The sequence below is a fragment of the Pseudogemmobacter bohemicus genome (assembly GCF_003290025.1).
GTDB lineage: Bacteria > Pseudomonadota > Alphaproteobacteria > Rhodobacterales > Rhodobacteraceae > Pseudogemmobacter > Pseudogemmobacter bohemicus.
This window is the reverse complement of record NZ_QNHG01000001.1, coordinates 522,767-547,182: the sequence shown is the minus strand read 5'-3', so window position 1 is coordinate 547,182 and position 24,416 is coordinate 522,767. Positions and strand designations below refer to the sequence as shown.

Sequence of the window (24,416 nt, the reverse complement as noted above, 5' to 3'; positions counted from 1 at the left end):
GCACTTTCGGGATGTTTTCAGTCTGACAGGCCGCTGATACCGACAGCCGAAAAGGATCCTTTGCCGGTCACCACAAAGAAATGGCTTGCGGGAACGCATGGCCGGGCAACCCTCTCCGGCAAGAAGAACCCCTATAAAGCGGTGCTCAAGGCAACGGGCGACGCCGAGCATTACACATTTTCGACCGACCATATCGGCACCGGCAAGGACGGGTCACAGCTTTATCTGGTCGAGGCCAGACAGAAGGGCCGGGAGGCCTATGATTTTGTGCTCCTGCAATTCAATCCTGATAAATCCGTCACCAGGATCGGCTTCAACTGCGACAGGTCTGTCGCCGCCGCTTTGCGAAACACGCCCGGTTTCAGATTTGAGGAAGCCCCTGAAATCAGCTCGATGACCTGCAAATTCTCGAATTACGCGGCCTTGCGCAAAGTCGCGCAGTCGGGCCGGTTCAGAAACCAGGAGGGCCAGCTGCGCTATTATCCGCAATAGGCGGCAAGGGCGCTGAAACGGGGCCGCTGGCGCTGATCTCACCCGGTTTCGCGGTTGACCGGTACGAGCCGTGCCTTTCGGTCGGCCTCAGGGCGCGACCGCAGCCGCAAAGATCCGCCCGGGACCGGCCGCCTTGGCCCCCTTGCCGCTGACATCCTGGATGAGAACGACGGCGGGCAATTCACCCGTGATCGGAATGCTGATTTCCAGCGGCTCGATCCCGGCCCAGTCGCCAAGGCTGTCCCATCCGGTGACGATATTGCGATAGGTCACCGTTTTGCCCGCATTCTCGCCGCGTTCGATATCGACCGTGGCCTCGGGCAGGTAACGCGCCAGTTCGACCCGGGCCGGCTCGGTCAGCGGCGGCTCGGCCCTGGCGCGGATCACCAGCCTGTCGCCCTCACGCGTGACGGTCAGCGTCACAGGGCTTTGCGCTGCGGCGTAATCGGCCAGCGCCTTCAGCGTCGATTCCGGGTCCAATCCCTCGATCCGCTCGACGCCGCCGATGATGAATTGCGGCGTGTAGATGGTGCGCGACCCGATGACCCGGGCGTATTCCTTTTGCCGCTCGGTAAAACGAGAGGAGCCGAAACTGTCCTCCCAGCCGATATAATCCCAGTAATCGATATGCAGCGACAGGGCGATCACCCGCTTGTCCCGGGTCAGGCTGGCAAAGAACTCATCCGCCGGCGGGCAGGCAACACAGCCTTGCGAGGTGAACATCTCGACCACCACCGGGTTCGTGGCCGTTGCGGTCTCAGCAGTCTTCCCGGCGAGGTCTTCGGCGCTGCCCTGACCGGCAAAGGCGCAGATCAGAACCAGGCCGCAGGCGGCGCTGAGCAAGTGTCGCATCTCGTGTCTTTCCCGGCTGGCGGCGTCGTTGATCGGGATTGCCCCCGCAACCCGCTTATCCCTGTATAGGAAACAGGGTCCCTGCCTGCCAATCAAGGTTTTGCGATTGCCTGCAATCTTCGGGCCTGGGCGGCGCTTTCCCCTTTCCTCGCCGGCAGAGCCATGCTGCAATCAGGGGGCAGACTTGCCGGGATTCCTCCCTCCCCGACCATGATACTGCCCTGATCGGCGAGGGCAGCATCCCCGTCGCCTGCAGCATGGTGAAACCGCCAGGGGCTGGGGCATTGTGAAAATTCGGGGCACGATTCGGAGTTCGGAGAGAGGGGTGGAAATTCGGTATACTATTGCATACATATCTCCTGACTTCCGGGCAGCCAGAGGCCGCCCGCCGTAGCCGCAAGATGCCACGACCGCTTTTCAAGGAGCTAAGACATGACCGTAACCGTCGGACATGACAGCCAGAAAACCCGCAAAACCCTGACCGCCGGCGGACAGTCTGTCAGCTATTACTCGATCCCTGCGGCAGAGGCGGCGGGGCTTGGGGATTTCTCGCGCCTGCCGGCCTCGCTGAAAGTGGTGCTGGAAAACATGCTCCGCTTTGAGGATGGCAAGACCGTCACCACCGATGACATCCGCGCCTTTTCGACCTGGGGCAAGCAGGGCGGCCAGAACCCGATCGAGATTGCGTACCGCCCTGCCCGCGTGTTGATGCAGGATTTCACCGGTGTTCCGGCGGTGGTGGATCTGGCCGCCATGCGCGACGGGATTCTTGGCCTTGGGGGGGACGCGCAAAAGATCAACCCGCTGAACCCGGTGGATCTGGTGATCGACCATTCGGTGATGATCGACGAATTCGGCAATCCGCGCGCCTTCCAGATGAATGTCGATCTGGAATATGAACGCAATATGGAACGCTATACCTTCCTCAAATGGGGACAGAAGGCGTTCAACAATTTTCGCGTCGTGCCACCCGGCACCGGCATCTGCCACCAGGTGAACCTGGAATATCTGGCGCAGACGGTCTGGCTTGACACCGACCAGGATGGCGGGCTGGTCGCCTATCCCGACACGCTGGTCGGCACCGACAGCCATACGACCATGGTGAATGGCCTCGCCGTCCTGGGCTGGGGTGTCGGCGGCATCGAGGCCGAGGCCGCGATGCTGGGCCAGCCGGTTTCCATGCTGATCCCCGAAGTCGTGGGGTTCAGACTGACCGGTAAAATGGTCGAGGGCACCACCGCGACCGACCTTGTCCTCAAGGTCGTGGCGATGCTGAGGAAACACGGCGTGGTGAACAAATTCGTCGAATTCTATGGCGAGGGCCTTGACCACCTGCCGCTGGCCGACCGCGCCACCATCGCCAATATGGCCCCCGAATATGGCGCCACCTGCGGCTTCTTCCCCATCGACGGGGAAACGCTCCGCTATCTGAGGAATACCGGCCGCGAGGAGGCCCGCATCGCGCTGGTCGAGGCCTATGCCAAAGAAAACGGCTTCTGGCGCGGGCCGGATTACGACCCGATCTATACCAGCAGGCTGGAACTCGACATGGGCACCATCGTGCCGGCGATCTCGGGGCCGAAACGGCCGCAGGACTATCTGCCGCTGACCGAATCCGCCCGCACCTTCTACAAGGTCGTCGCCGATTATCGCGGCATCGACGTCTCGCCCGATGCGCTCGATATGGGCGATGAGGGTGGTGCGATCACCGCGCCCCCGAAAGACGTGCGCAAGGTGGTGGCGGTCGAGGGCAAGGATTACACCATCACCGACGGTTCCGTGGTGATCGCGGCGATCACCTCCTGCACCAATACCTCGAACCCCTATGTGATGATCGGCGCCGGGCTGGTGGCAAGGAAGGCCCGCGCTCTGGGGCTGACCCGCAAGCCATGGGTCAAGACCTCGCTGGCACCAGGCAGCCAGGTTGTGGGCGAATATCTTGAGGCTGCCGGGCTGCAAGACGATCTCGACGCGCTTGGCTTCAACCTCGTGGGCTATGGCTGCACCACCTGTATCGGCAATTCCGGGCCGCTGGGCGATCCGGCGATCTCGAAGGCGATCAGCGAGAATGATCTGGTGGCCACGGCGGTCCTGTCGGGAAACCGCAATTTCGAGGGCCGGATTTCGCCCGATGTGCGCGCGAATTTCCTCGCCTCACCGCCCCTGGTGGTGGCCTATGCGATTGCCGGCGATCTGAACGTGAACCTGACCCGCGATCCGATCGGCCAGACGGCCGAGGGCCAGGACATCTTCCTGAAAGACATCTGGCCCACGCAAAAGGAAATCGCCGATATCGTCGACACCGTCGTCACGCGGGAGGTCTTCCAGGCCAAATATGCCGATGTTTTCAAGGGCGATGCGCGCTGGCAGGCGGTCGAGGTGACGGGTGCCGAGACCTATGACTGGCCGCCCGCCTCGACCTATATCCAGAACCCGCCCTATTTCCAGGGCATGGGGCGCGAGCCGGGGGTGATCTCGGATATCGACGGCGCGCGGGTGCTGGCGATCCTTGGCGATATGATCACCACCGACCATATCTCGCCTGCCGGCTCGTTCAAACCGACCACGCCGGCCGGGAAATATCTGCTGGAACGCCAGGTGCAGCCGCGCGATTTCAACTCCTACGGCTCGCGCAGGGGCAACCATGAGGTGATGATGCGCGGCACCTTCGCCAATATCCGCATCAGGAACGAGATGCTGGACGGCGTCGAGGGCGGTTATACGCTGGGGCCTGACGGGGCGCAGAGCTCGATCTTTGACGCCTCGATGGCCTGGCAGGAACAGGGCAAGCCACTGGTGATCTTTGGCGGCGTTGAGTACGGCGCCGGTTCCTCGCGCGACTGGGCGGCCAAAGGCACGGCGCTTCTGGGCGTCAGGGCCGTGGTCGCCGAGAGTTTCGAGCGCATCCACCGCTCGAACCTCGTCGGCATGGGGGTGATCCCGTTTGAATTCACCCGCGGCGACACCCGCAAGACCTTGTCTCTGAAAGGCGATGAGGTGATTTCAATCCATGGCCTCGCAGGCGACCTGAAACCGCTGAGCGAGGTTCCGATGACCATCCGCTACGCGGACGGGACGGAAAAGGTCGTGCAGATCCGCTGCCGCATCGATACCGCCATCGAGATCGAATATGTCGAAAACGGCGGCGTGCTGCATTATGTGCTGCGAAACCTGGCGCAAAGCTGAGCCTCTGCCCCAACGACTGCGCAAAGGGCCGGAACAATCCGGCCCTTTGTTCCTGTTAAGTTCCTTTTTACACGAATCGCACAGGGTGGAGGGGTCCAGCCAGAAAGGCTCCCGCCATGCGATCCCCAGCTTTGCGCGATTCCACACGTCTTGACATGCGTGAGCGTGGTATCCCCGCCCGGGCCCTCTTCCCGCCTTTGCCCTCGCAATCCGAGATCTGGCAGGGGGAAACGGCAGAGCTTCTTGCAAAGACCGCCCGGCTGAACGCGGTCTCATCCATGGTGCAGATGCGCCGGCGGCTCTCCTTACCGGCTTTGCCCTTTGCCGAGCTGATGATGCCCTTCGGCATGCTGACCCTGTCGCTGCTCAGCTGACCAGACGCGATTGGCAGCGCCGGGCTACTCTTCGAAAGGCGAAGCCTCGCCTGCCGCCTTCAGGCAAGCGGTCATGCGTTCATCTGTGACCGGCCAGAGAGTGAACTGCGCCCCCATATCGGACTGGCAGGGCAGGATCGGATAATTGCTGTGATCGTTGAAATACTGGCACCAGAGAGCGAAAGGCCCGTCTTTTGCCGCCAGGATATTGGGCACTTCGCCATATTCGTCGGGCCGGAATTCGATGGGCCAGCCATCGGGCTGCATCCCCCCGGCGCAGGAATAAAGCAACAGCCCCCAGCCCTCCGGTGTCGGCGCGATCCGCACCAGATCGTCGATCAGCGCGGGTATTTCCGCGCCGCTCCGGCCGACCCGCTCATAGACGCCGGTGAAATAAGAGGGATCGGGGCGCCGCTCCTCCGCCGCAGCCGCGCCGGAAACCAGAACCAGCGCCAGGGCCGCAAGCCGAAAAGCCATCATAACCGGGTCACCCGCTACTTCGGCGCCGCCTTCAGAGCCGCCTCCAGCGCCGGAACAAAACGATTCTCATAATCCGTGCCGACCAGAGGTCCGGTGAATTTGAACAGAACCTTGCCATCGCCATCAATGATAAATGTCTCGGGCGGCGCCGCGACGCCCCATTCCACCCGGTTGCGCCCGGCAGGATCGGTCGCGATGGCAAAGAAAGGGTTGCCTTCAGCCGCCAGATAGTTGATCGCGTCGGCTTCTTTATCCATGATGTTGATGCCGGCCAGGCGCACCCCATCCGCCGCCATCCGCTTGAGCACCGGATGCTCGGCGCGGCAGGGCGGGCACCAGGAGGCCCAGAAATTCACCACCGTCACCTCGCCCTTGCGCAGATCCGCCGCCACCAGCAGCGGCGTTCCGGGCAAGGCGGTATCGGGCAGGACCGGCGCCTCGCGGCCGATAAAGGTCGAAGGGAGTACCCCCTGGCCATCTCGGTTCATCCCGAACCAGAAAACCGCCAGCAGACAGGCAAACCCCAGCGGAGGCAGAACCAAAAGCCATCTCATCACGCGCCCTCCGCCGCTTTGGGCTGCACCCGCGCCGCGATCCGCTCTTCTGCCAGCGCCAGCGCATACCGCGCCCGCCTTGCCTGAACCAGCGTCAGCGCCAGCAGAAACCCCATCAGCACCAGCGTCGCCCCCCAGGCTGCCAGCACCGCGAACGCATAATTCCCAAGATCCGGCATCACCCGACCCTCTCCCTCGCCTCAAGCGCGATCAGCCGCCGCGCCCGGATCAGCATCCGGGTCCTCAGCAACACGATCACTATGAAAAAAAACACGAATCCGACAATAGAGATCACCAGGGGCACATAATAGGCCACATCGAGCGGATCTTCCTCGCCGACTTTCAGAATGGTCGAATCCTGATGCAGCCCCTGGTTCCAGAACTTGACCGCATAACGCGACAGCACCGCAAAAACCGAGCCGACAATGCAAAGGATGCCGGTCAGATCGGCCGCCGCTTCCGGGTCCTCGATCGCCGACCAGAGCGCGATATAGCCAAGGTAAAACAGGCACAGGATCAGGAAAGAGGTCAGGCGCGGGTCCCATTCCCACCAGGTGTTCCACATCGGCTGGCCCCAGAGCGCGCCCGTCACCAGCGCGATCAGCGTGAAGGTCAGCCCCGCCGGCGCAGCCGCGCGCGCCGCCAGCGCCGAGACATGGTGACGCCGGATCACCCAGATCAGCGAGGTGACCAGCATCATAATCCAGGCATTGATCGCCATCATCGCCGCCGGCACATGGATGAACAGGATCTTGACGGTCGCGCCTTGTTTGTAATCGTCCGGCGTGAAGAAAAAGCCCCAGATCAGCCCGGTCGCCAGCGTCAGCACCGCCAGCGCGGCAAACCAAGGCAGCATCCGGCCGGAAATCCGCATGAAATTTCTCGGATTGGCGAATTCCCAAATCGACATGACGGTCCGTCTGTTAGGCCTCTGCGGGCAATCTATAGCCTGGCTGGCTTTGATATATACTGATTCAGCGCAAGTTAACCCGAATTGCGGCGGCTGCGGCGAAAGGCAGCAGCGCAAGCGATCCGGCAGTGATGGCGGCCAGCAGGGCAAGCGGTGTGGCCAGCGCCATACCCGCCGCGCCGCGCCGCGCCACCTCGGCGCCGAAAACCAGCGTCGGCACATAAAGCGGCAGCACGAGGAGCGAGAGCAAGAGCCCCCCCCGCCTCAACCCGATGGTCAGCGTGGCCCCAAAAGCTCCGATCACCGAAAGCGCGGGCGTCCCGACCGCCAGCGAAAGAAGCAGCCAGGGATAGCCGGCTGCGGGCAGGTTCAGCAGCACCGCCAGCAGCGGCGCGACGAGGGTAAGGGCAAGGCCGGTGACCAGCCAATGCGCCAGTGCCTTGATCGCCACCACCCCTTCCAGCGGCAAGGGCGCGGTGGCAAGGAGGTCGAGGCTGCCATCCTCATGGTCCAGCGCGAAAATCCGGTCGAGGCTGAGCAGGGAGGCGAGGAGCGCACCGACCCAGAGTATGCCGGGCGCGATTATGGCAAGGATGCCGCTTTCCGGGCCGACGCCCAGCGGCACCAGCACCGCCACCAGCAGGAAGAAGGCAAGGCCGAGGCCAAAGCCGCCACCGGCGCGAAAGGCCAGGGTGAGGTCACGGAGCAGGAGCGCGATCATGGCAGGGCTCCGGTCGCATCGTCGAATGCCTCCCCGAAGCCACCGGCAACGGGGCGCAGCTGACGCGGCCGGAAGGCGCCGAGGTCAAGCGTCTCCGCCTCGTCCAGGCCAAGATCAATATGGGTCGCGATCAGCGCCGAGCCGCCTGCGGCGAGATGCGCCCGCACCACCCCGGCAAACAGCGCCACGGCGGCCTGATCCAGCGAGACGGTCGGCTCATCCAGCAGCCAGACCGGGCGGCCGGTCACCAGGAGCCGCGCAAGACCCAGCCGGCGCTTTTGCCCCGCCGAAAGCTGCGCGGCAAGCCGGTCCTGCAAGCCGGTCAGCTCCATCCGCTCCAGCGCGGCTCCGGCTGCATCCCGTCCGGTGCCGAAGACAGAGGCCCAGAAGGAAAGATTGGCGCGCGCGGAAAGCGCCGCCTTCAGCCCGTCTGCATGGCTGGCATAGGCAAGGCATTCGGGCGCTGCGCTGATCTCGCCGCAGACGGCAGGCTGCAACCCGGCAATCGTGCGCAAAAGGGTGGTCTTGCCGATCCCGTTCGCGCCGCGCAGCACCAGGGCGCGACCGGGATGCAGCGTGAAGCCGACCCCTTCCAGCACCACCAGCCCGCCACGCGAGACCGCGAGATTTCCGACCCTGAGTTCCATCGCCCTGCCCTAGCGGCTTTCGCGCGCGGCGCCAATTCCTTCAAAGGAATTGGCCCGGAATTTTTGAAAATTCCGGGCTGCCTTACCCAAGGGGCAAAAGCGCGGCCGATATTCTGCGGCCCTCGGAGAGCAGCATATTATAGGTGCGGCAGGCGGCGGGGGAGGACATCGGTTCCACCCCGATTCCCGCCGCCTCCAGATCCGCGCGAAGCGCCCGCGGCGGGTAAGCGATTTCCTTGCCCATGCCGAGCAGCAGCACGTCAATCCGCCCGGCGAGGTCGAGCAGGGTCGCCAGATCCTCCAGCCCGCCCCAGGGGCCCGCATCCCAGGGTGTGACAAGCGAGGGCCCGCGCAGCACATGGTCATTCACCCGGAAGAAGCCCGGCCCGTAACCGTCAATCGGCCGGGCCTCGGCATAGCTGATCTCGGTCAGGCGCATCCCCTGCCTCTTATGCGTCGATATCGGCGAATTCGCTCGCCTTCTTCACCGGTTTCGGTTTGTCGCCGCGATCAACGCCCAGGTAGAGCACGATATTCTTCGCCATATAGAGCGTCGACCAGGTCCCCAGCACCACGCCCAGCGTCATCGCGAAGACAAAGCCCCGGATCACATCGCCGCCCCAGATCAGCAGCACGATCAGCACGAGGAGTGTCGAGGTCGCCGTCATCACCGTCCTCGACAGCGTCTCATTGGTGGTGAGGTTCATCATCTCGCGCAGCGGCATCGCCTTATATTTCGCAAGATTCTCCCGCAGCCGGTCGAAGATCACCACGGTATCATTCACCGAATATCCAAGGATCGTCAGCAGCGCTGCCACAATGGAGAGATCGAACCGGATCTGGAACAACGAGAAGATGCCGACGGTGACGATCACGTCATGCAAGAGCGCCGCGACCAGCCCCACCGCCATCTGCCATTCGAACCGCATCCAGATATAGACGAGGATCGCCGCCGACCCGGCAAGGATCGCCGCGACCGCTTTCCAGATCAGTTCGCCCGAGACTTTCGGACCGACCGATTCCACCGAAGGGAAGGTGATTGCCGGATCGACCGCTTTCAGCGCCTCTTCGATCTCCTGGATCACCTCGGGCGTCACCGCCTCTTCGCCCTCGCGGGCGCCGATACGGATCTGTGCGACATGCTGATCGGCGCGGAAGGAGGGATCCCTGACCTCGGAGATCGAGACATCGCCCAGCTGCAGCGCCGCCAGCGCCTCGCGATACTCCGCCACATCGACGGCTTCGGTCGATTCGGTGCGGATCGTGGTGCCCCCCTTGAAATCGACCCCGAAATTCAGCCCCAGCACAGCCACGCAGATCAGCGAGGCGACAATCATCCCGATCGACAGCGAGAAGGTGATCCACTGATGTTTGAAAAAGTCGAAAGTCGTCTTTGCGGGGACGAGTTTAAGACGCCATGCCATGACCGTATCCTCCCCTTAAACCACGAGCGTTTTCGGGCGTTTGTTGTTGATATAAAGCTCGACCACCAGCCGCGTCACATAGACGGCGGTGAACATCGAGGTGATCACCCCCAGCGTGAAGGTGACCGCAAAGCCCCGAACCGGGCCCGAGCCGATCCAGAACATGATGAAGCCGGTCATCAGCGCAGTGACGTTTGCGTCCATGATGGCAGAGAAGGCGCGCTCAAACCCGACCTGGCAGGCGCGTTGTGGATTGGCGCCCTCGCGCAATTCGTCGCGGATCCGCTCGAAGATCAGCACGTTCTGGTCGATGGCCATGCCCATGGTCAACACAATCCCCGCGATCCCGGGCAGCGTCAGTGTCGCGCCAATCGCAGAAAGCAGCGCCACGAGGATGATCACATTCAGCACCAGCGCCACATTGGCAAACCAGCCGAACAGCCCGTAAGAGGCCACCACATAGATCAGCACCGCCGCCAGACCGATCATCGCGGCGGTCTTGCCGGCCTCGATGGAATCGGCGCCCAGTTCCGGGCCGATGGTGCGCTCTTCCAGGAAATCCATCTTGGCCGGCAGCGCGCCTGCGCGCAACAGAACCGCCAGTTCGGTGGTTTCCTCGACAGTGAAACGGCCGGTGATGATCCCTGAACCGCCCGAGATATGCGACTGGATGGTCGGCGCCGAGATCACCTGATTGTCGAGCACGATGGCAAAGGGCTTGCCGATATTATTGGCGGTGTAATCGCCGAACCGGCGCCCGCCGGCGGTGTCAAAGCGGAAGCTGACCGCCGGGCGCTGCATTTCGTCCTGGGCCGGGCGGCTGTCGATCAGGTTCTCGCCCGAGACGACCGGGGCTTCCTCGACGATATAGTAAAGGCCGGGCTGATCCTTCGACGGCAGCAAAAGATTGCGCGGCCCCGGATTGGCGCCCGCATCCGAGGTGGAGCCGACCACCGCGTTGAAGGTCAGTTTCGCGGTGGTGCCGATCAGCGATTTCAGCTCGGCCGCCGAGCCGATGCCGGGCACCTGGATCAGGATCCGGTCCGAGCCCTGGCGCAGGATGGTCGGCTCGCGCGTGCCGGCCTGGTCGACGCGGTTCCTGATGATCTCAAGGCTTTGCTGCATCGTGCGGTCATCGGTCGCGGTCTTCTCGGCATCGGTCAGCTGGATGACGATATCGGCGCCCTGCGAGGTGATGGTGATGTCAGAGGCCTGCGAGCCGGTCAGCGTCATCACCGGCGAGGCGAGCTTTTGCAGCGCGCCAAGCGCCGCCGCCATATTCTCGGGCTGTGAAATGGTGATCCTCAGCGTGTCCTCGGGCGAGGGCGCGCGGCGCACGGCACCGATCTGGTCGCGCACATCGCGCAGCGCGTCGCGCGCCTCGGGCCAAAGCCCGTCCATCCGCACCTTGTAGACATCATCCACCTGGACCTGGGCCAGAAGATGCGCGCCGCCCCGCAGATCCAGCCCCAGGGGCATCAGCGCCGAAGGTGCCCAGCCCGGCCAGAGTGCCCGATCGGCCGCCTGCTCCACCGTTGCCACGCCATCGGCTTTTTCGATGGCCGCCACCGCATCATTACGACGCTCGACGCGATCATAAAGCGCGTTCGGCAGCGCAGCGATGATCCCCCAGGCACAAACCAGCAGGATCAGAACTCGTTTCCAGGTGTCGGTCGGCGTCATGTCAGCCCCAGAAGTCATATTTCGCATACCGGCCCGCAGCGCGGACCGGCATCAGTCGCAGCGGGTAACCCCGGATCAGGACGCGGCAGCCTCGGTGCGGTTCAGCACCTGGGAAATGGTGTGTTTGACGACCTTGACGCGGACGCCCTCGGCGATCTCGACCTCGACCATGCCGTCTTCCTGCACCTTCGAGACCTTGCCGACGATACCGCCCTGGGTCACGATCTGATCACCACGACGCAGCGCCTCGACCATGACGCGATGCTCTTTCATCTTCTTCTGCTGCGGGCGGATCATCAGGAAATACATGATCCCGAAGATCAGGATCAGCGGAACGAAGGAAGCAAGGGCGGAAGCACCACCAGGCGCGGCGGCCTGGGCGAAAGCGGGGGTCACGAACATTGTGGCTATGTCTCCGGCATCTGTCGGTTGGCATTGAGAGGGCCGGGCGCAGCAAAAGGCACCCTGCCTCCCCGATCACCGGCCCATCTAAGCCTTTTTTGCCGCCTGCGCCAGAGGAACCGCATCAGGCTGGCAGAGGCGTGATTGACGGGCTTGCCAGCGCAAAAAAGGGGCTGCCCAACCCCTGGCGGCAAGCCCGCCCCCTTCGGCCCGCCCCCCGGTATGTACAGGACGGGATAGAGGGGCGGCAAACAGCAACCGGTCAGTTTCATTCCATGTCGCGGATATCCCGCCGGAGACAGGGGAATTCACCGCTCAGGCGATTAAATCTGCCACCTCCCCTGCCCCCCTATCGGGTGATCCCCTGTACAGGGGCATTCAGACTGTGCCGGAAGGTTCGCCGGCAGGGCATCCGAAGATATGCCCCCGGAGGAAAACGCGCGGCCCTGTTGCACCCTTCTGGTTCAGACCGGCCCCGCCCCCTTCGCTTCTGCCGTCAGCCCATACGACCGGTCCCGGGCGCGCCGGGTGAGGAACTATGATGGGTCGAGACCGAACAATCGGCGGGGTCGAGGCATTGCCTTGCTTGCGCCAGCAGGTGCTGATCGTGCTGACCGGATTCCCGATCATATCATGCACCACGAATAACCCACCCCATTCCGCCGCGACCGCAAAGCGGTTGATCGCGCGCGACAGCGCGCGCGGCCCTCTGTCTTTGAACCAGAACGGGGCGGAAACGGCGAGGGGACCGCATGGCAGGAATGCCGCATAAACCGGTCCCCTCCCCCTCTGGCACGGGCCTGATTCCTCAGGCAGAGGCGCGTGTCAGCCCCGGTTCAAAAGGCCTGCCCAATGCGTGATCGCGCGCATGGGCGAAATTGGTGCAGCAGCAATCCCGGCCAGCCGCCGCGAAGGGTTCGGTTGACTTGCCAGATAACTCATAACGGAAGATCGCGACGGGACGGGTCCTTGCGTCCCCCCCCCCCGATCTTCCGGCCGACCATGCTGCGACTGTCTCAGGCGCGGCCCGTATAAAACGCGCGGTCGCTGGTGCCGCCCGGTGACGGATGCCAGCGCATCACGAAGACCCGCGTGTCGCGATCCCCTTCGCCGAAGCCCTGGCCACCTCTTCAGAGCGCGTTTCGCGCCCCCGGCGCCGACGGTGACGATCGGCGACCCGCTCTTTGAGACCGCATCGGAGGCGCTGACGATCCCGGTCCCGTGCCCGAAGATGACAGAGCGGTCGGGCCTTCCGGCTTCGATCAAGGTCACCCCCTCCACCGCAGGACAGAGGCCAGCATCATAACGCCGTGCGTATGTGCAAGATTCGGCAGCGGATCACCCAGTCAGACGAGGCGCGGACCGTGCCACTCGTCGAGCCGGATCCCGGTGGTGTCCTGCCGCCTGCACCCGATTGCCTCAAGGGCCGCAGTACCGATCTGGCGCGCTGTCCTGACCGTCTCCGCGCGCGAAGGCCTGCGGCCTCAGCATGACGCAGGCAAGGCGCTGCGAGCCAGCCGCGCACCCCAGGGCTCCTGGCCTGAGGATCAGGGCAGCCTTCGACCCGCATGGACCGGCCTTTGCCCTGCCCGCCCATAGTTCAGAGCATCCGATGATCTGCCCGCGCCCCGATGGTCTTCTTTACCGGCCCTCTGCTTTACCGGCCCTCTGCGGGTCCGGCCGCCCGCGCGCATGGCCGCAGCCCCCCGGGAACAGCGGCGCGATGATCTTCTGCAGCAACGTCCCGCGCCGCGACCTGCAGCCGGGACTGAAGGCGGCAGGACTGCGTCAGATGCGTGCGACATTCCTTCCTCCCGACCTTGCAGGCGTCCCGACCTTGCAGGCGCAGGGTGTCGTGGGCGGACTGGTGGCGAAGCGCACCGGTCATGCCGGTCCGGCGGTGACGCCTGGCCACTATTCGCTGGCGGTGCGGGATAGCGAGGCGGCGCCGCGGCTGCCCGACAAGGCCTGTGGGGCGGTTGTCGGGGGCCTGCGCTGATGGCGGCCAGCAGCATGCCCGAGCCGGAGAGAGAAGGCGCTCCGCTGGTCCTCTCCGCGCGCCTCCCGCTGGCACCGGCATACGATCTCACCGAGGTCCGGGCGGCGAGCGGCTCGACCTGCCCGCCGCCCGGATCGCGACGATCCCGGGCATCGGGATCGGCCATATCAGCCGCTGCATCGCCTGTGACGATACAGCCAAAGTCAGAGGCTGGCGGCTCACCATCGCCTGCGGGAAGGGCTAGGAATTCTCGCCGTCCGGGGATGACGAAGACAGGCTGGGTCAGATGGGCTGGGTCACATGGGCGGGCGCGGAACACAGCTTCACCGTGGCGTGACAGCGCCAGCGTCACCCTGACTGAACCGATATCAGCCCTCGCCCAGCCGACTGCACCAGCCCCGGTCAAACACCGCCGCATAGCTCCAGTTGCTGGCATTCAGGGCGTCCGCATCCATTTGCGGCAGGCTGCGCTCTTTGCCGTTATCCACCACCCGCCCCGAAAGCGTGTCGACCGTGCAGCTGGAATACCCGGGCGGCCCGTCAAAATTGTCGAGCGTCATCTCATGCGAGTAACCGGTGATGGTGAACTGAAAGTCGATAAACTGAATCTCTTCGACGATGCGACCTTCAGATTCCTCATCGGCAAATTCGGTGATGACCTGCAACACGCTGCTGTCGGCCCGCTCGATCACCTCAAGCCGCAGGCTGGTTGCGAAAGCGGAGAGTGCGAATTCCTGCGCATTCAGATCCGGATCGCCCTTGCCATCGGGTATCGCATTCGTCCCGTTCCAGATCCTGAGCGCCGCCAGATCGGCATGGGGCTCCAGCGCGGCTCTGAAGAAAAAACCTTCCCCGCTGGCACCTGCCCAATTGCCTGTCGCCTCTCCGCCCAGGTCGCGCGCGACAACCGGCAGCGCCGGAGCCAGAAGACCGCCCCCGACGGCCATCAGCAGCACAGATACAGACCGCATTTTCCCTCCGGCAGATTGTTTGCGACAGCAATAGGCGCGCCTGACGGGACAGACAAAGGGGGAATTCCACACCTCACGCCGCGCTGGCACGCGATGACAAGCCCGGCATACCAGCCTGTCAACATTTGCCGGCCGCGCCCCGGCAGGCAGATGAATACGACCGAATACGACCCGCCCAGAGTTGCTCCGGCATCCCCTGTTGTACCTCGAATTATCCGCGAGGCGGGCGAGCAAGGCGAGGACAGCCCTGAAAACAATGGGCAGGTTTCCCGGCGCAGATGCGGTCACCCGGTTGGTTGTACTGCCCCGGCGGACCCTGTTCGGGCTGCGACTCTGAGCCGGCCTGCTTGTGGCAAGCGTCTGATGCGGGCGCCTGATGGGGGCGCCTGATGGGGCGGCGGTTGTTGCAGACGCTGATGCCGTCACCGATTGCCATGGTTGCGTGCCGGATGCTGCCGGCAGGTTGACGATGGGTGCGTTGCGCCTTCAGCCTCGGGATCACGCGCCCGGCCATGCCGTTTTGGCGCGCGGGCAGTGCGGTGCGATGAACGCCTGCTTCAGGCCGCAGCTGCGGACCGGCGTGGTGACCTTGCGGGCGATCCGACGCCAGGTCGTTATCCGGCCCAGGAAGGAATTCCTTCGTGACCCGGCCCAGGGCGCCGGGGCCGGCGGGATCAATGCAGGCGCCAGAGCGCTGGCGGGCCCCGGCAGGCACTGGCAGTCACTGGCAGGCACTGGCGGGCGCTGGCGCCGGGTGTGGCTTTGCCCTGGCGCGACAGATGCCAACGAGGCAATTCGCGCCTGTGGCACCGACCAGAGTGGTCCGGTCATCCCGCCCTGCCCGGACCCGGCACATGCCGGTTGACCTGCCTGCCTTCGCCCCCCCTGGCCACAGACGGAGCCGCCCTGATGCGGGGCCGCATCCCCACCGGTCGCCTCCGAACCTGCAACCCTTGCACTGAAAGACCCGCCGCGACCCACGGTCCTGTTGACGCCCGGGCGCCAGGCCCCGCTTCGGCAGCCGATGGACGGCTCCTGCCCGATCATAGCCCTGACCGGCCCGGAGAAACGCGGATCGACCTTCGGCGCGGCCCGGGCTGGCGGGTAACACACCCTCCGGCGCGGCCTTCAAACCAGGCGCAAAGCCTGGGTCAGCAGAAGCGCGCCGCCCTCAGCCAGAAGGCCTTGCCGGAGGCTCCGGATCCTTCGTCATCCGCGCATTCGCCATTGGCTCATACCAGCAGGGCCTGGTGTTTTTTGCCGCGCGCACAGCTCCGGCTTGGCCGCGCCAGAGGCCTCCTTCAGCTGCTTCGCATATTGCCCGCGAATGTCGGGCGGGGCTCGCCCGCAGTGAATTCTCCCCCACGCCCCGCATCGCCCCCCGATCTCCGAAGGCGGCAGAGCGAAGGACCGGCTCCCCTTCACCACCATCGTCCTGCCCGGAACGATCCCGATCCCCCGCGCCGTTTTACCATGCGCTGACCACCGCCTGATGCTGGCGGCCATGGTCACACGCATTGCTGCAATCGCCCGTGCAGCATGAGCAGAAAACCAGCGGGGCGATACAGCGGGGCGCTGATGCGCCATGGCGATGATTTGCTGCGCCGCAGGGATTGCGACCGGCTGGTGCAGCCCCCATCGCCTCAGGCCTGATCGGGGGCCGGGTTGCTGGTGAAACCCCGAAAGCGGAAGCGGATTATCCGCCTGATCCTCGCGGTCAGTATCCTCAGACTCGCTCAGGCCCGCCTTTATCCCGTTCAGCCGCTGGCGGCGATGATCCCTCGGTCGGTGCTGCCCTTTGGTTTCCCGGCGCTGTGCCCTTTTGGGGGTCCGGAGACACAGGAACTGGGTATGAAACACGTTCTGACCAGGCATTATTCCTGCTCCTCCAGCGGCAATGGTTCGTCGCCTTCCAGAAAGTTTCCAAACTTTTCCCAGCTCTGGATATGTTCAGACAGAACCCGCACAACAACCAGCACCGGGACCGCAATCACCATTCCGATCACCGACCACAGCCAGGCCCATAAGGTCACGCTCAGAAACACCACCACGATATTCATCTTCAGGCGTTTTGAAACGAAATAGGGCGTGATGACCTGCCCCTCAATGGCCATCAGGACGAAATAGGATCCCGCCACGAGGAGGGGCATGTACAGGTCGTCAAACACGACCAGAGCCACAAGACCAGCAGCGGCGATGCCAGCTATCGAGCCGAGAAACGGGATGAAATTCAGGACAAATGCCGCAATGCCGAAGAGGATCGGTGTCGGCATTCCCCAGAGCCACATCGCGGCTCCGACGGCGATCCCCAGCCCGAGATTGATGAAGGTGATCGCGCTGAGATAATTGCCAAGCGAGGCTTCGATCTCCCGCAGCGCGAGATAGGCGGCGCGTTTGTCCTTCATTTTATCGAATGACTGCACGATCTTGAGATAGAGCAGATCCCCCGATGCCATCATAAAGAACAGAAGAAACATCACCAGAGCGAACTGGCCCAGCAGGAAGGGCGTCGAGATGGCCATGCCCTGCAAGGCGCTCATCGTGGCGCTGCTCTGATCGGTAACCGCGACGACCTGCCCTTCGGCAGCCGTTGGCAGCGCGGCGCCCGACCCGTCGATCTCGACCGCCACGTCCTGCACATTGCGAACCGCGTCTTTGAGAAAGGCCAGTTTCTGCCGCAGCGCATCGGCGATGGCCGGATAGTTCTGGATTGCCTCATTTGCGGGTCCGGATGCGATCAGGATGAGCCCTCCGATCGAAAGCAGCACGCCGAGGCAGACGACCAGGGCGGTTAGTGTATCCGGGATGCCCCGGCGCCCGGCATAGCGGCGCAGGGGGGTAAAGACGAAAAACAGCAAAATGGCCAAGGTCACAGGCATCAGAAAATCCCGGGCCGCAGCCACCGCCGCGAAAAGCAGGATCAGGAAGATTCCGATCACCGCCCAGTTGGAAACACCCGAGCCCTTTCCTGTTGCGGGTTCATCGCCGCCGAACAGGTAATGGCGTCCATCGCTCATGTCGTTCCCTTCCACATCCAGCACGGTGCCCGATCGGATGCCGATCCGGATACTCTCCCCAGATGATCTGTTTCCCGGAAGGCAGGTCAAGTGCAGTATGTGCAGGCGGCCCCCCGGAGACTCGCGGGGGCCGGTGGCCCAGGGGTGGAGGTCCGCTGCCTTGCCGCGGCCATTGTCCCTCTGCCGCCAGGTATTTCCGGCAAGCCGCATCATCCCCTTTCAGCCGTCATCCCGTCAGCCTGTTGATTTTTTATGGCAAATCAGGACAGAGCAGGCGCCAATAAGAGGGCGAAGCGCAGGACCGGCCGCGCAAGATGGGCCATTATGCCCCTTGCCGCCCGCGGCCCTGCATCCGGATGAGGCGGTCATTCCCCTGTCTTGTGCCTGTCGCGCCCCCTGTCGCCCCCCCCTGTCGCGCGGGCGCGAAACCCTGGTGGACCCGGGCGGGGGTGGCGGCGCAGGTCCGGGTCGCGGCGAATATAAGGCGCAAGCAATCGGCATGGAGGTTCTTTCAGCCGCGCTTGATGCCCCGTTAAAACCCCCGTTAAATCCGGCCGCAAATCCTGAAGACCGGCGCGCGGCGCGCCGCAACGGGCAGCCGCCACAGAACGGGGCCTGGACGCAACCCGGCACCCTCATCCTCGAGCGGACAGAACCCGGGCCTGCGATCAGATCGTCGTCGCGGTTCGGCCAGCATCTCCATCCGAAGACCGGATCCCGCAGGTTCCGTTCATCAGGTGGCGGCGGTTCCGCACCGTGCCGCTCAGCCGGCTGATCCTCGCCTGCCCCGGAAAATCCGGGATACAGCCGCCATTTGCCAGTGATCGCAGCCTGATTGAGGTCACTGCGGGATCAGTGCTTCGGGACGGCAACCGCGTTTCCCGCTTGATTTTGCGGCGCGGGTGCCTATCTCATATGCGTTCCGGCGATTTACCATTCCGCCGGTTTCATCCGGAAATTGACGGCCCGCAGCATCCGGGAAGGAGGCGCGGCCCGAACCGAAAGGATCTTCCCATGACGGCGATCTTACGATGACGGTGATCTTGCCATGACAGTCCATGACAGGGATATTGACCGGGTCCCCTCGCGCGATGAGGCGGCGGCGGCGCTTGTGGTTTTGCGTCGCTGGGCCGAGGCGGCCGGCGAGGCGGAGATTGCCGGGCTCGACCCTTCGGTCGGCAATCTGCTGCCCGAACAGGGTTATCCGGCGCTGCGCCGCGCCTATCCTGAGGATTTCGAGGCGGATCAGGCCTACCGCGCCACCCTGCCCGACCTGCAAAACGGGCCGTCGAGCCTGATCGTCGGTGCGAAAACCCAGATCCAGCATGTGGGGATCTCGAATTTCCGGCTGCCGATCCGGTTTCGCTCACGCGATGCCGGCGATCTGGTGCTGGAAACCTCGGTGACCGGCACGGTCAGCCTGGAGGCGGAAAAGAAGGGCATCAATATGAGCCGCATCATGCGCTCATTCTATGCCCATGCCGAGGCGGAGTTCAGCTTCGAGGTGATCGAGGCGGCGCTGGAGGATTACCGGCGCGACCTCGACAGTTTCGATGCGCGGATCCAGATGCGGTTCTCCTTTCCGGTAAAGGTGGAGAGCCTGCGTTCCGGGCTGAGCGGCTGGCAATATTACGACTTCGCGCTGGAGCTGGTGGATCTGAACGGGGAGCGCGTCAAGATCATGCATCTTGATTACGTCTATTCCTCGACCTGCCCCTGTTCGCTGGAATTGTCGGAACATGCGCGCCGCACCCGGGGGCAGCTGGCAACGCCGCATTCGCAGCGCTCGGTCGCGCGGCTCTCGGTGGTGGTGAAGACCGGTGAGATGCTCTGGTTCGAGGATCTGATTGACCTGGCGCGGCGCGCGGTGGTGACCGAGACCCAGGTGATGGTGAAGCGTGAGGATGAGCAGGCCTTCGCCGAGCTCAACGGCGCCAACCCGATCTTTGTCGAGGATGCGGCGCGGTCTTTCTGCGAGATTCTGCGCGACGATCCCCGCATCGGTGATTTTCGCGTGATGGCCAGCCATCAGGAGAGCCTCCATTCCCATGATGCGGTATCCTTGCTGACAGAGGGGCCGACTTTTGCCGCAACCAGCCTCGATCCGCGCCTGTTCCAGTCACTGTTCCATGTGGGGTAGACGATGATCCGCCGTTCCGTCCTTGGCCTGCTGGCGTCCCCTTTGTTGATGCCGGCGGTTCTCAGGGCGCAAACAACGGATGCGGGCGCACGGATTGCCGCCGCAGCCGAGGCACAGGAGGGCGTGGTCCGGATTTATGATCCGGCCTATGTGACGCTCGATTTTCCCGGCGGCGATGTGGCGCCGGATCGCGGTGTCTGTACCGATGTGCTGGTCCGCGCGCTGCGGGTGGCCGAGGGGATCGACCTTCAGCTTGCCGTAAACCGCGACATGAAGGCCGATTTCGCCGCCTATCCGAAGAACTGGGGCCTGACCCGGCCGGACCCGAATATCGACCACCGCCGGGTGCCCAATCTGCGCCGCCTGTTCGAACGGCTCGGCGCCGGGATCAGCATCGCGGAGGATCCGGCGGCGTACCGCTTCGGCGATGTGATCACCTGCCTGATCCCGGACGATCTGGCGCATCTGATGGTGGTGGGAACCGGCCAGACCGGGGGGCGCCCGCTGATCGTCCATAATATCGGCGCCGGCACCAGGATCGAGGACCGGCTGTCTGAATTCCGCATGACCGGGCTTTATCGCCTCGGCCCTGATGTGCTGGAAAAGCTGCGCCGCCTGACCGCCTGAGGCGCCAGGCGCAGGCGGGGTTTGGCAGAAGGTTTTGACGGAGGGGTTTGACGGAGGCCCCGCGCGGGCCTAAGCCTTGCCCCATGATCGACTTCAGACCCGTGGCCTATGTGATCGGACGGATTCTGATCGTCCTCGCCATTCTGATGGTCGCGCCGGCGATCCTTGACTGGCGGGCGGACGATCCGAATGCGCGCGCCTTTCTGCGCGCGGCCCTGATCACCGGTTTCGCGGGGGTGAGCCTGGCGCTCTCGACGGCCAACAGCCAGACGGTGGCGCTTGGAGTGCGGCAGGCCTGGCTTCTGACCTCGGCGATCTGGTTCATCCTGCCTTTGTTCGCGGGCCTGCCCTATATGCTGGGAAAGCCCGGGCTCAGCCCGCTGCATGCCTGGTTCGAGGCAGTCTCGGGCCTGACGACGACCGGCGCCACGGTGATCATCGGCCTTGATGATCTGCCGATGGGGATGAATCTCTGGCGTGGCATGACGACCTGGATCGGAGGCCTCGGCATCGCCTTTATCGCGATGATCTTCCTGCCGCTGATGCGGGTCGGCGGTATGCAGTTTTTCCGCACCGAAGGCTTCGACACTTTCGGCAAGGCCCTGCCCCGCGCCACCGATATCGCGCGCCAGCTGATGCTGATCTATGCCGCGATCACGCTTTTATGCATAGCCAGCTATCTGGCGATCGGGATGCCGGCGCTTGGCGCGGTGGTCCATGGCATGACCACGGTGGCGACCGGCGGCTTCTCGCCCTATGACAGCTCGTTCAACAATTTCCAGGGCGCCGGCGAATATATCGCGGTGTTTTTCATGCTGGCGGGCAGCCTGCCCTTCATCCGCTATGTGCAGATGGCGAATGGCCAGCCTTTCGCGCTCTGGCACGACCCGCAGGTCCGGGCCTATCTGCGCTGGCTGGCCTATGCGGTGATGATCGTGGCGGTCTGGAGGATCCTGACCTCGGGCATGGAGATCGAGCCCGCCTTTCGCGAGAGCCTGTTCAACCTCACCTCGATCATGTCCTCGACCGGGTTCTTTTCCGGCAGTTTCCCGACCTGGGACGGGCTGATGCTGGTGGTGGCGCTGATCATCGGGATTGTCGGCGCCTGTGCGGGATCGACCGCTTCGGGCCTCTCGGTCTTCCGGGTTCAGATCGCTTTCGCGGTGCTGCGCGCCCAGGTGCGGCGCATCGCCTGGCCGAATTCGGTCGATGCGGTGAAATATGACGGGCGCACGGTCGAGGATGATCTGATCCAGGCGCTGATCATGTTCATTTCCAGCTATATCCTGATCCTCGGCCTGTTCAGCGTGGTGCTGACGCTGGTGGGGGTGGATCTGGAATCGGCGCTGTTCGCCATCTGGTCGACGCTGGGGAATGTCGGTTACGGCTTTGGGCCGCTGGTCGAGCGGACCGGCACCTTTGTCGATTTTCCCGATGCGGCGATTGCGGTGATGGGGCTGGCGATGATCCTCGGGCGGCTCGGGCTGCTCGCGATCCTTGTGCTTTTATTACCGGCTTTCTGGCGCGCGTGACGGGTTCTCTGGCCCGGATGGGGTTCACCGCCCGGGCCAAAGTCACAAATCCAGAGCCGCAAAATCAGGGCTGATCCCAGCAGGACACCAGAACCGTCATGCCGCGCGCCTCGCGGGCCAGGGTCTCGGGGGGCAAAGCGGCGGTGTCGGCGCGTTCCAGCGGCGTGATACCCGCCGGGGTCAGGATCGCCGCGATCCGCGCCGCATCGGCCGCGAAAACAACATCCGCCGGCAGATCCTGCGCGCCGCTGTTGCCTTGCGGCAAGAGCATGCCCAGAACCGCGCCCGATCCGTTGATCACCGCGCCGCCGGCATCGCCGGGCTGCACCGCGACGGTCAGGCGCAACCTGCCCTCAACCCCGTCAAGCCCCGTGCCCTCTTCAAACGCGCCATGGGTCAGCACCGGCGCTGGCAGCCGCCCCTCATAGGGATAACCCGCAACGACAATCCCGGAGCCCGGCCGGGTCTCGCGCGCGAATTCCGCCACCGCAGGAGGCGCCAGCGCCGTCACCGGCTGCAACAGCGCCAGCCCGCTGGCGGCATCGGTCTCAGCGACCTTCGCCTCGACCGCGCGATCCAGCGTGATCCGGCTGCAGTTTTGCACCGCATCACTTGTGGTCAGCACCGCCCCCGCTTTCGAGACATAAAAGCCCGAGCGGTTGCGGATCGGCTGGCGCACCTCAAGCCCGGCGACCAGACCGCGCCGCGCCGCCTCTTCCAGCGGCACAAGGCCGGGATCCAGCGCGGTATCGCCCACCGCACGGAAACTGGCCTCCAGCACCTCGAAAGCGCGCGCGTCGCGGGCAGCGTTTTCCGGCTTGCCAAAAGCCATCCAGCCCTTGATCAGCCCGCCCGAAAGCCTGGCCCAGGCGCGGCCATCCAGCCCCTCCGCCTGGCCGGTCAGCCGGATCTCGGTGTCACTGCGATCCCGCACCCCGCCCGCAGGCATGGCGGTCAGCGAATTGATCACCTCGTAAAGCCCGCCAAGGCTGCCTGCATCCCCCGGCTGCGAGATCAGCACAATGGACAGGCCCGAGCCATTCTTCTCGCGGAAATGCACGAAGGGCGGCTCGTAGCGGTCGAATTCGACCAAAGCGAGCGGCAGCGTCACGTCAATGCCGCTCTCCTGCTCTTCGACCACGCTGAAACCATAGGCCAGGACCTCAGCCTGATGGGCCGAGACCAGCGCGTCGCGCTGCGCCGTGGTCAGGACGCCACTCGCCTCATGCCCGTTCGCCGCCTGCCAGGCCGCCATGGAATTGCGGGTTCCCGGGCCAAAAGCACCGTCGATGCCGCCCTGGTAAAAGCCGAACCATTGCAGTGCGACCTGCAATTCCTTGCGTTGTTCCGCATCCAGCGCCGCTTCCGAGGCGCGGGCCTCAGCCGGGGTTTCCCCGGTAAAGGCGGGTTCGGGCGGACTTTCCGCGACCGGTTCGGGCAGGATCTCTGTCACCGCCTCCGGCTCCGGCTCCGGCGCGGCCGTCGCCCCCGCCTCAACACCCGCCGGCACCGCACCACCGGGAGGCCAGAACTGCGCCCGGAACTCGGCCCCGTCGGTGACATAGCTGTCAGCCGGAATCCGCGCCCCCGATTTCAGCGCAGAGATCACGCTGCCGACCTCATCCCCCGCATAGGGACCCAGCACGATGCCATACCAGCCCGAGGGCAGACCAAAGCCCCAGACATTGCCGAATTCGGCGCTGAAATCGGCGGCGCGCTCATTGGCCCGGCCCAGTCCCGGCAACGCCTCGACCTGGATCCAGCGCCGCTCCTGCGCAAGCGACGGAGCGGCGAAATGCGCGACAAGCGCCATGGCGGCAGTCACGGTGACAATAGCCCTGACGGGCTGAAAACGGGATATCATACGGGAAAGGATCATACGGTCTTGTTGCTTCCGGCTGGCCGGGGGCGATTGCCGCCCGGATGTCACATCGCTCTTCACGTCCCCGTAACCAATACCCTGCAAATGCGTAAGGACAAGAGCCGCTGCACAAGAGTCGCCCCTGCTCGCTGGCTTGTGACCAGTCTTGCGGCGGATAGCGCCTTGCAGAAGGGCTGGCGCCTTCCGGCCCTCCGCCAGGCGGCGTAACGACGCCCGGGGTGAAAGCCTCCTGACGCAATCTGCACATGCCTGCTGTCCGGGGATGTTCCGGTATAGAACGGGGGGGCTTCAGACAAGCCTTTGGCACGATCCGGCACCAGCTCTGTGGGCAGTCCGGCACCGCCAGCGGGTCAGGCCCGTCAGGCAGCGGCAGAGCAACCGGCGGTCCGGTCGGCGATCCGGCCCGTCCTCAGCACAGCGACCAGACATTGCGGCGCCGGGTTGTCGCAGAGGATGCCGGGCCGCCCCCACAAAGCTGGCAATGCCCGGCGAGGCACGGGCGCTATGCTGCGGCACGGGCGCG

21 protein-coding genes are annotated in these 24,416 nt (G+C 64.3%); 7 read left to right on the top strand and 14 right to left on the bottom strand.

Going from position 1 to position 24,416, the window contains the following annotated elements; all coding sequences use genetic code 11:
- Positions 1 to 60 precede the first annotated feature (60 nt).
- Positions 61 to 492 carry a hypothetical protein gene (locus DRF71_RS02565; protein ID WP_157970888.1) on the top strand — a complete coding sequence of 144 codons (432 nt, stop codon included), beginning with the start codon at positions 61 to 63 and terminating at the stop codon, positions 490 to 492.
- 87 nt (positions 493 to 579) lie between these two features.
- Here the strand turns inward: DRF71_RS02565 and DRF71_RS02560 are convergent, their stop codons facing one another.
- On the bottom strand, positions 580 to 1,344 hold the full coding sequence (locus DRF71_RS02560) for a DUF1223 domain-containing protein (protein ID WP_232831264.1): 765 nt from the start codon (positions 1,342 to 1,344) through the stop codon (positions 580 to 582).
- Positions 1,345 to 1,776: 432 nt separating this feature from the next.
- Between DRF71_RS02560 and acnA the strand changes: the two genes are divergently transcribed.
- Positions 1,777 to 4,530: an aconitate hydratase AcnA gene (gene acnA / locus DRF71_RS02555; protein ID WP_112309018.1), complete on the top strand. Its 2,754-nt coding sequence runs from the start codon at positions 1,777 to 1,779 to the stop codon at positions 4,528 to 4,530.
- 116 nt (positions 4,531 to 4,646) lie between these two features.
- A complete protein-coding gene (locus tag DRF71_RS02550) occupies positions 4,647 to 4,904 on the top strand; it encodes a hypothetical protein (RefSeq protein ID WP_157970887.1) in 258 nt (85 codons plus the stop codon).
- Positions 4,905 to 4,928: 24 nt separating this feature from the next.
- Here DRF71_RS02550 and DRF71_RS02545 read toward each other — a convergent pair whose 3' ends face one another.
- From DRF71_RS02545 to yajC, 10 genes are all read right to left on the bottom strand, one after another.
- Complete coding sequence (locus tag DRF71_RS02545) at positions 4,929 to 5,381, bottom strand: hypothetical protein (RefSeq protein WP_157970886.1); 453 nt, start codon at positions 5,379 to 5,381, stop codon at positions 4,929 to 4,931.
- 17 nt (positions 5,382 to 5,398) lie between these two features.
- On the bottom strand, positions 5,399 to 5,938 hold the full coding sequence (locus tag DRF71_RS02540) for a DsbE family thiol:disulfide interchange protein (protein ID WP_198672048.1): 540 nt from the start codon (positions 5,936 to 5,938) through the stop codon (positions 5,399 to 5,401).
- Entirely contained in the window at positions 5,938 to 6,117 is a 180-nt protein-coding gene (gene ccmD, locus DRF71_RS02535) for a heme exporter protein CcmD (protein ID WP_112309015.1), read from the bottom strand. The genes DRF71_RS02540 and ccmD overlap by 1 nt, the downstream gene beginning before the upstream one ends.
- Positions 6,117 to 6,848: a heme ABC transporter permease gene (locus DRF71_RS02530; RefSeq protein WP_112309014.1), complete on the bottom strand. Its 732-nt coding sequence runs from the start codon at positions 6,846 to 6,848 to the stop codon at positions 6,117 to 6,119. Before DRF71_RS02530 ends, ccmD begins: the two co-directional genes overlap by 1 nt.
- Before the next feature lie 64 nt (positions 6,849 to 6,912).
- Positions 6,913 to 7,569, bottom strand: coding sequence for a heme exporter protein CcmB (ccmB, locus tag DRF71_RS02525; protein ID WP_112309013.1), 657 nt, complete (start codon positions 7,567 to 7,569; stop codon positions 6,913 to 6,915).
- Positions 7,566 to 8,216 (bottom strand): heme ABC exporter ATP-binding protein CcmA, encoded by a 651-nt coding sequence (gene ccmA / locus DRF71_RS02520; RefSeq protein ID WP_112309012.1) that lies wholly within the window; start codon positions 8,214 to 8,216, stop codon positions 7,566 to 7,568. The genes ccmB and ccmA overlap by 4 nt, the downstream gene beginning before the upstream one ends.
- Positions 8,217 to 8,298: 82 nt before the next feature.
- Positions 8,299 to 8,655, bottom strand: coding sequence for an Mth938-like domain-containing protein (locus DRF71_RS02515; protein WP_112309011.1), 357 nt, complete (start codon positions 8,653 to 8,655; stop codon positions 8,299 to 8,301).
- Between the two features lie 10 nt (positions 8,656 to 8,665).
- A complete protein-coding gene (secF, locus tag DRF71_RS02510) occupies positions 8,666 to 9,640 on the bottom strand; it encodes a protein translocase subunit SecF (RefSeq protein ID WP_112309010.1) in 975 nt (324 codons plus the stop codon).
- A 15-nt stretch (positions 9,641 to 9,655) separates the two neighbouring features.
- Positions 9,656 to 11,323, bottom strand: a complete 1,668-nt coding sequence (gene secD / locus DRF71_RS02505) for a protein translocase subunit SecD (RefSeq protein ID WP_112309009.1) — start codon at positions 11,321 to 11,323, stop codon at positions 9,656 to 9,658.
- Between the two features lie 75 nt (positions 11,324 to 11,398).
- Positions 11,399 to 11,725, bottom strand: a complete 327-nt coding sequence (gene yajC, locus DRF71_RS02500; protein WP_112309008.1) for a preprotein translocase subunit YajC — start codon at positions 11,723 to 11,725, stop codon at positions 11,399 to 11,401.
- A 1,792-nt stretch (positions 11,726 to 13,517) separates the two neighbouring features.
- On the opposite strand from yajC, the gene DRF71_RS27130 reads away from it, so the two are divergent.
- Positions 13,518 to 13,724, top strand: coding sequence for a hypothetical protein (locus DRF71_RS27130; RefSeq protein WP_157970885.1), 207 nt, complete (start codon positions 13,518 to 13,520; stop codon positions 13,722 to 13,724).
- A 368-nt stretch (positions 13,725 to 14,092) separates the two neighbouring features.
- Here the strand turns inward: DRF71_RS27130 and DRF71_RS02490 are convergent, their stop codons facing one another.
- Positions 14,093 to 14,695 carry a hypothetical protein gene (locus DRF71_RS02490; RefSeq protein ID WP_157970884.1) on the bottom strand — a complete coding sequence of 201 codons (603 nt, stop codon included), beginning with the start codon at positions 14,693 to 14,695 and terminating at the stop codon, positions 14,093 to 14,095.
- Between the two features lie 1,874 nt (positions 14,696 to 16,569).
- Entirely contained in the window at positions 16,570 to 17,712 is a 1,143-nt protein-coding gene (locus tag DRF71_RS02475) for an AI-2E family transporter (protein ID WP_157970883.1), read from the bottom strand.
- A 1,048-nt stretch (positions 17,713 to 18,760) separates the two neighbouring features.
- On the opposite strand from DRF71_RS02475, the gene folE2 reads away from it, so the two are divergent.
- The 3 genes from folE2 to DRF71_RS02460 all read left to right on the top strand — a co-directional run bounded on the left by folE2 (position 18,761) and on the right by DRF71_RS02460 (position 22,011).
- The gene (folE2, locus tag DRF71_RS02470; RefSeq protein WP_112309004.1) at positions 18,761 to 19,852 is read left to right on the top strand and encodes a GTP cyclohydrolase FolE2; all 1,092 of its coding nucleotides are present in this window, start codon (positions 18,761 to 18,763) and stop codon (positions 19,850 to 19,852) included.
- Positions 19,853 to 19,855: 3 nt separating this feature from the next.
- Complete coding sequence (locus DRF71_RS02465; RefSeq protein ID WP_112309003.1) at positions 19,856 to 20,479, top strand: DUF1287 domain-containing protein; 624 nt, start codon at positions 19,856 to 19,858, stop codon at positions 20,477 to 20,479.
- 83 nt (positions 20,480 to 20,562) lie between these two features.
- Positions 20,563 to 22,011 carry a TrkH family potassium uptake protein gene (locus DRF71_RS02460; protein ID WP_112309002.1) on the top strand — a complete coding sequence of 483 codons (1,449 nt, stop codon included), beginning with the start codon at positions 20,563 to 20,565 and terminating at the stop codon, positions 22,009 to 22,011.
- 64 nt (positions 22,012 to 22,075) lie between these two features.
- Here DRF71_RS02460 and DRF71_RS02455 read toward each other — a convergent pair whose 3' ends face one another.
- Positions 22,076 to 23,875 (bottom strand): serine protease, encoded by a 1,800-nt coding sequence (locus DRF71_RS02455; protein ID WP_232831262.1) that lies wholly within the window; start codon positions 23,873 to 23,875, stop codon positions 22,076 to 22,078.
- Positions 23,876 to 24,416 lie beyond the last annotated feature (541 nt).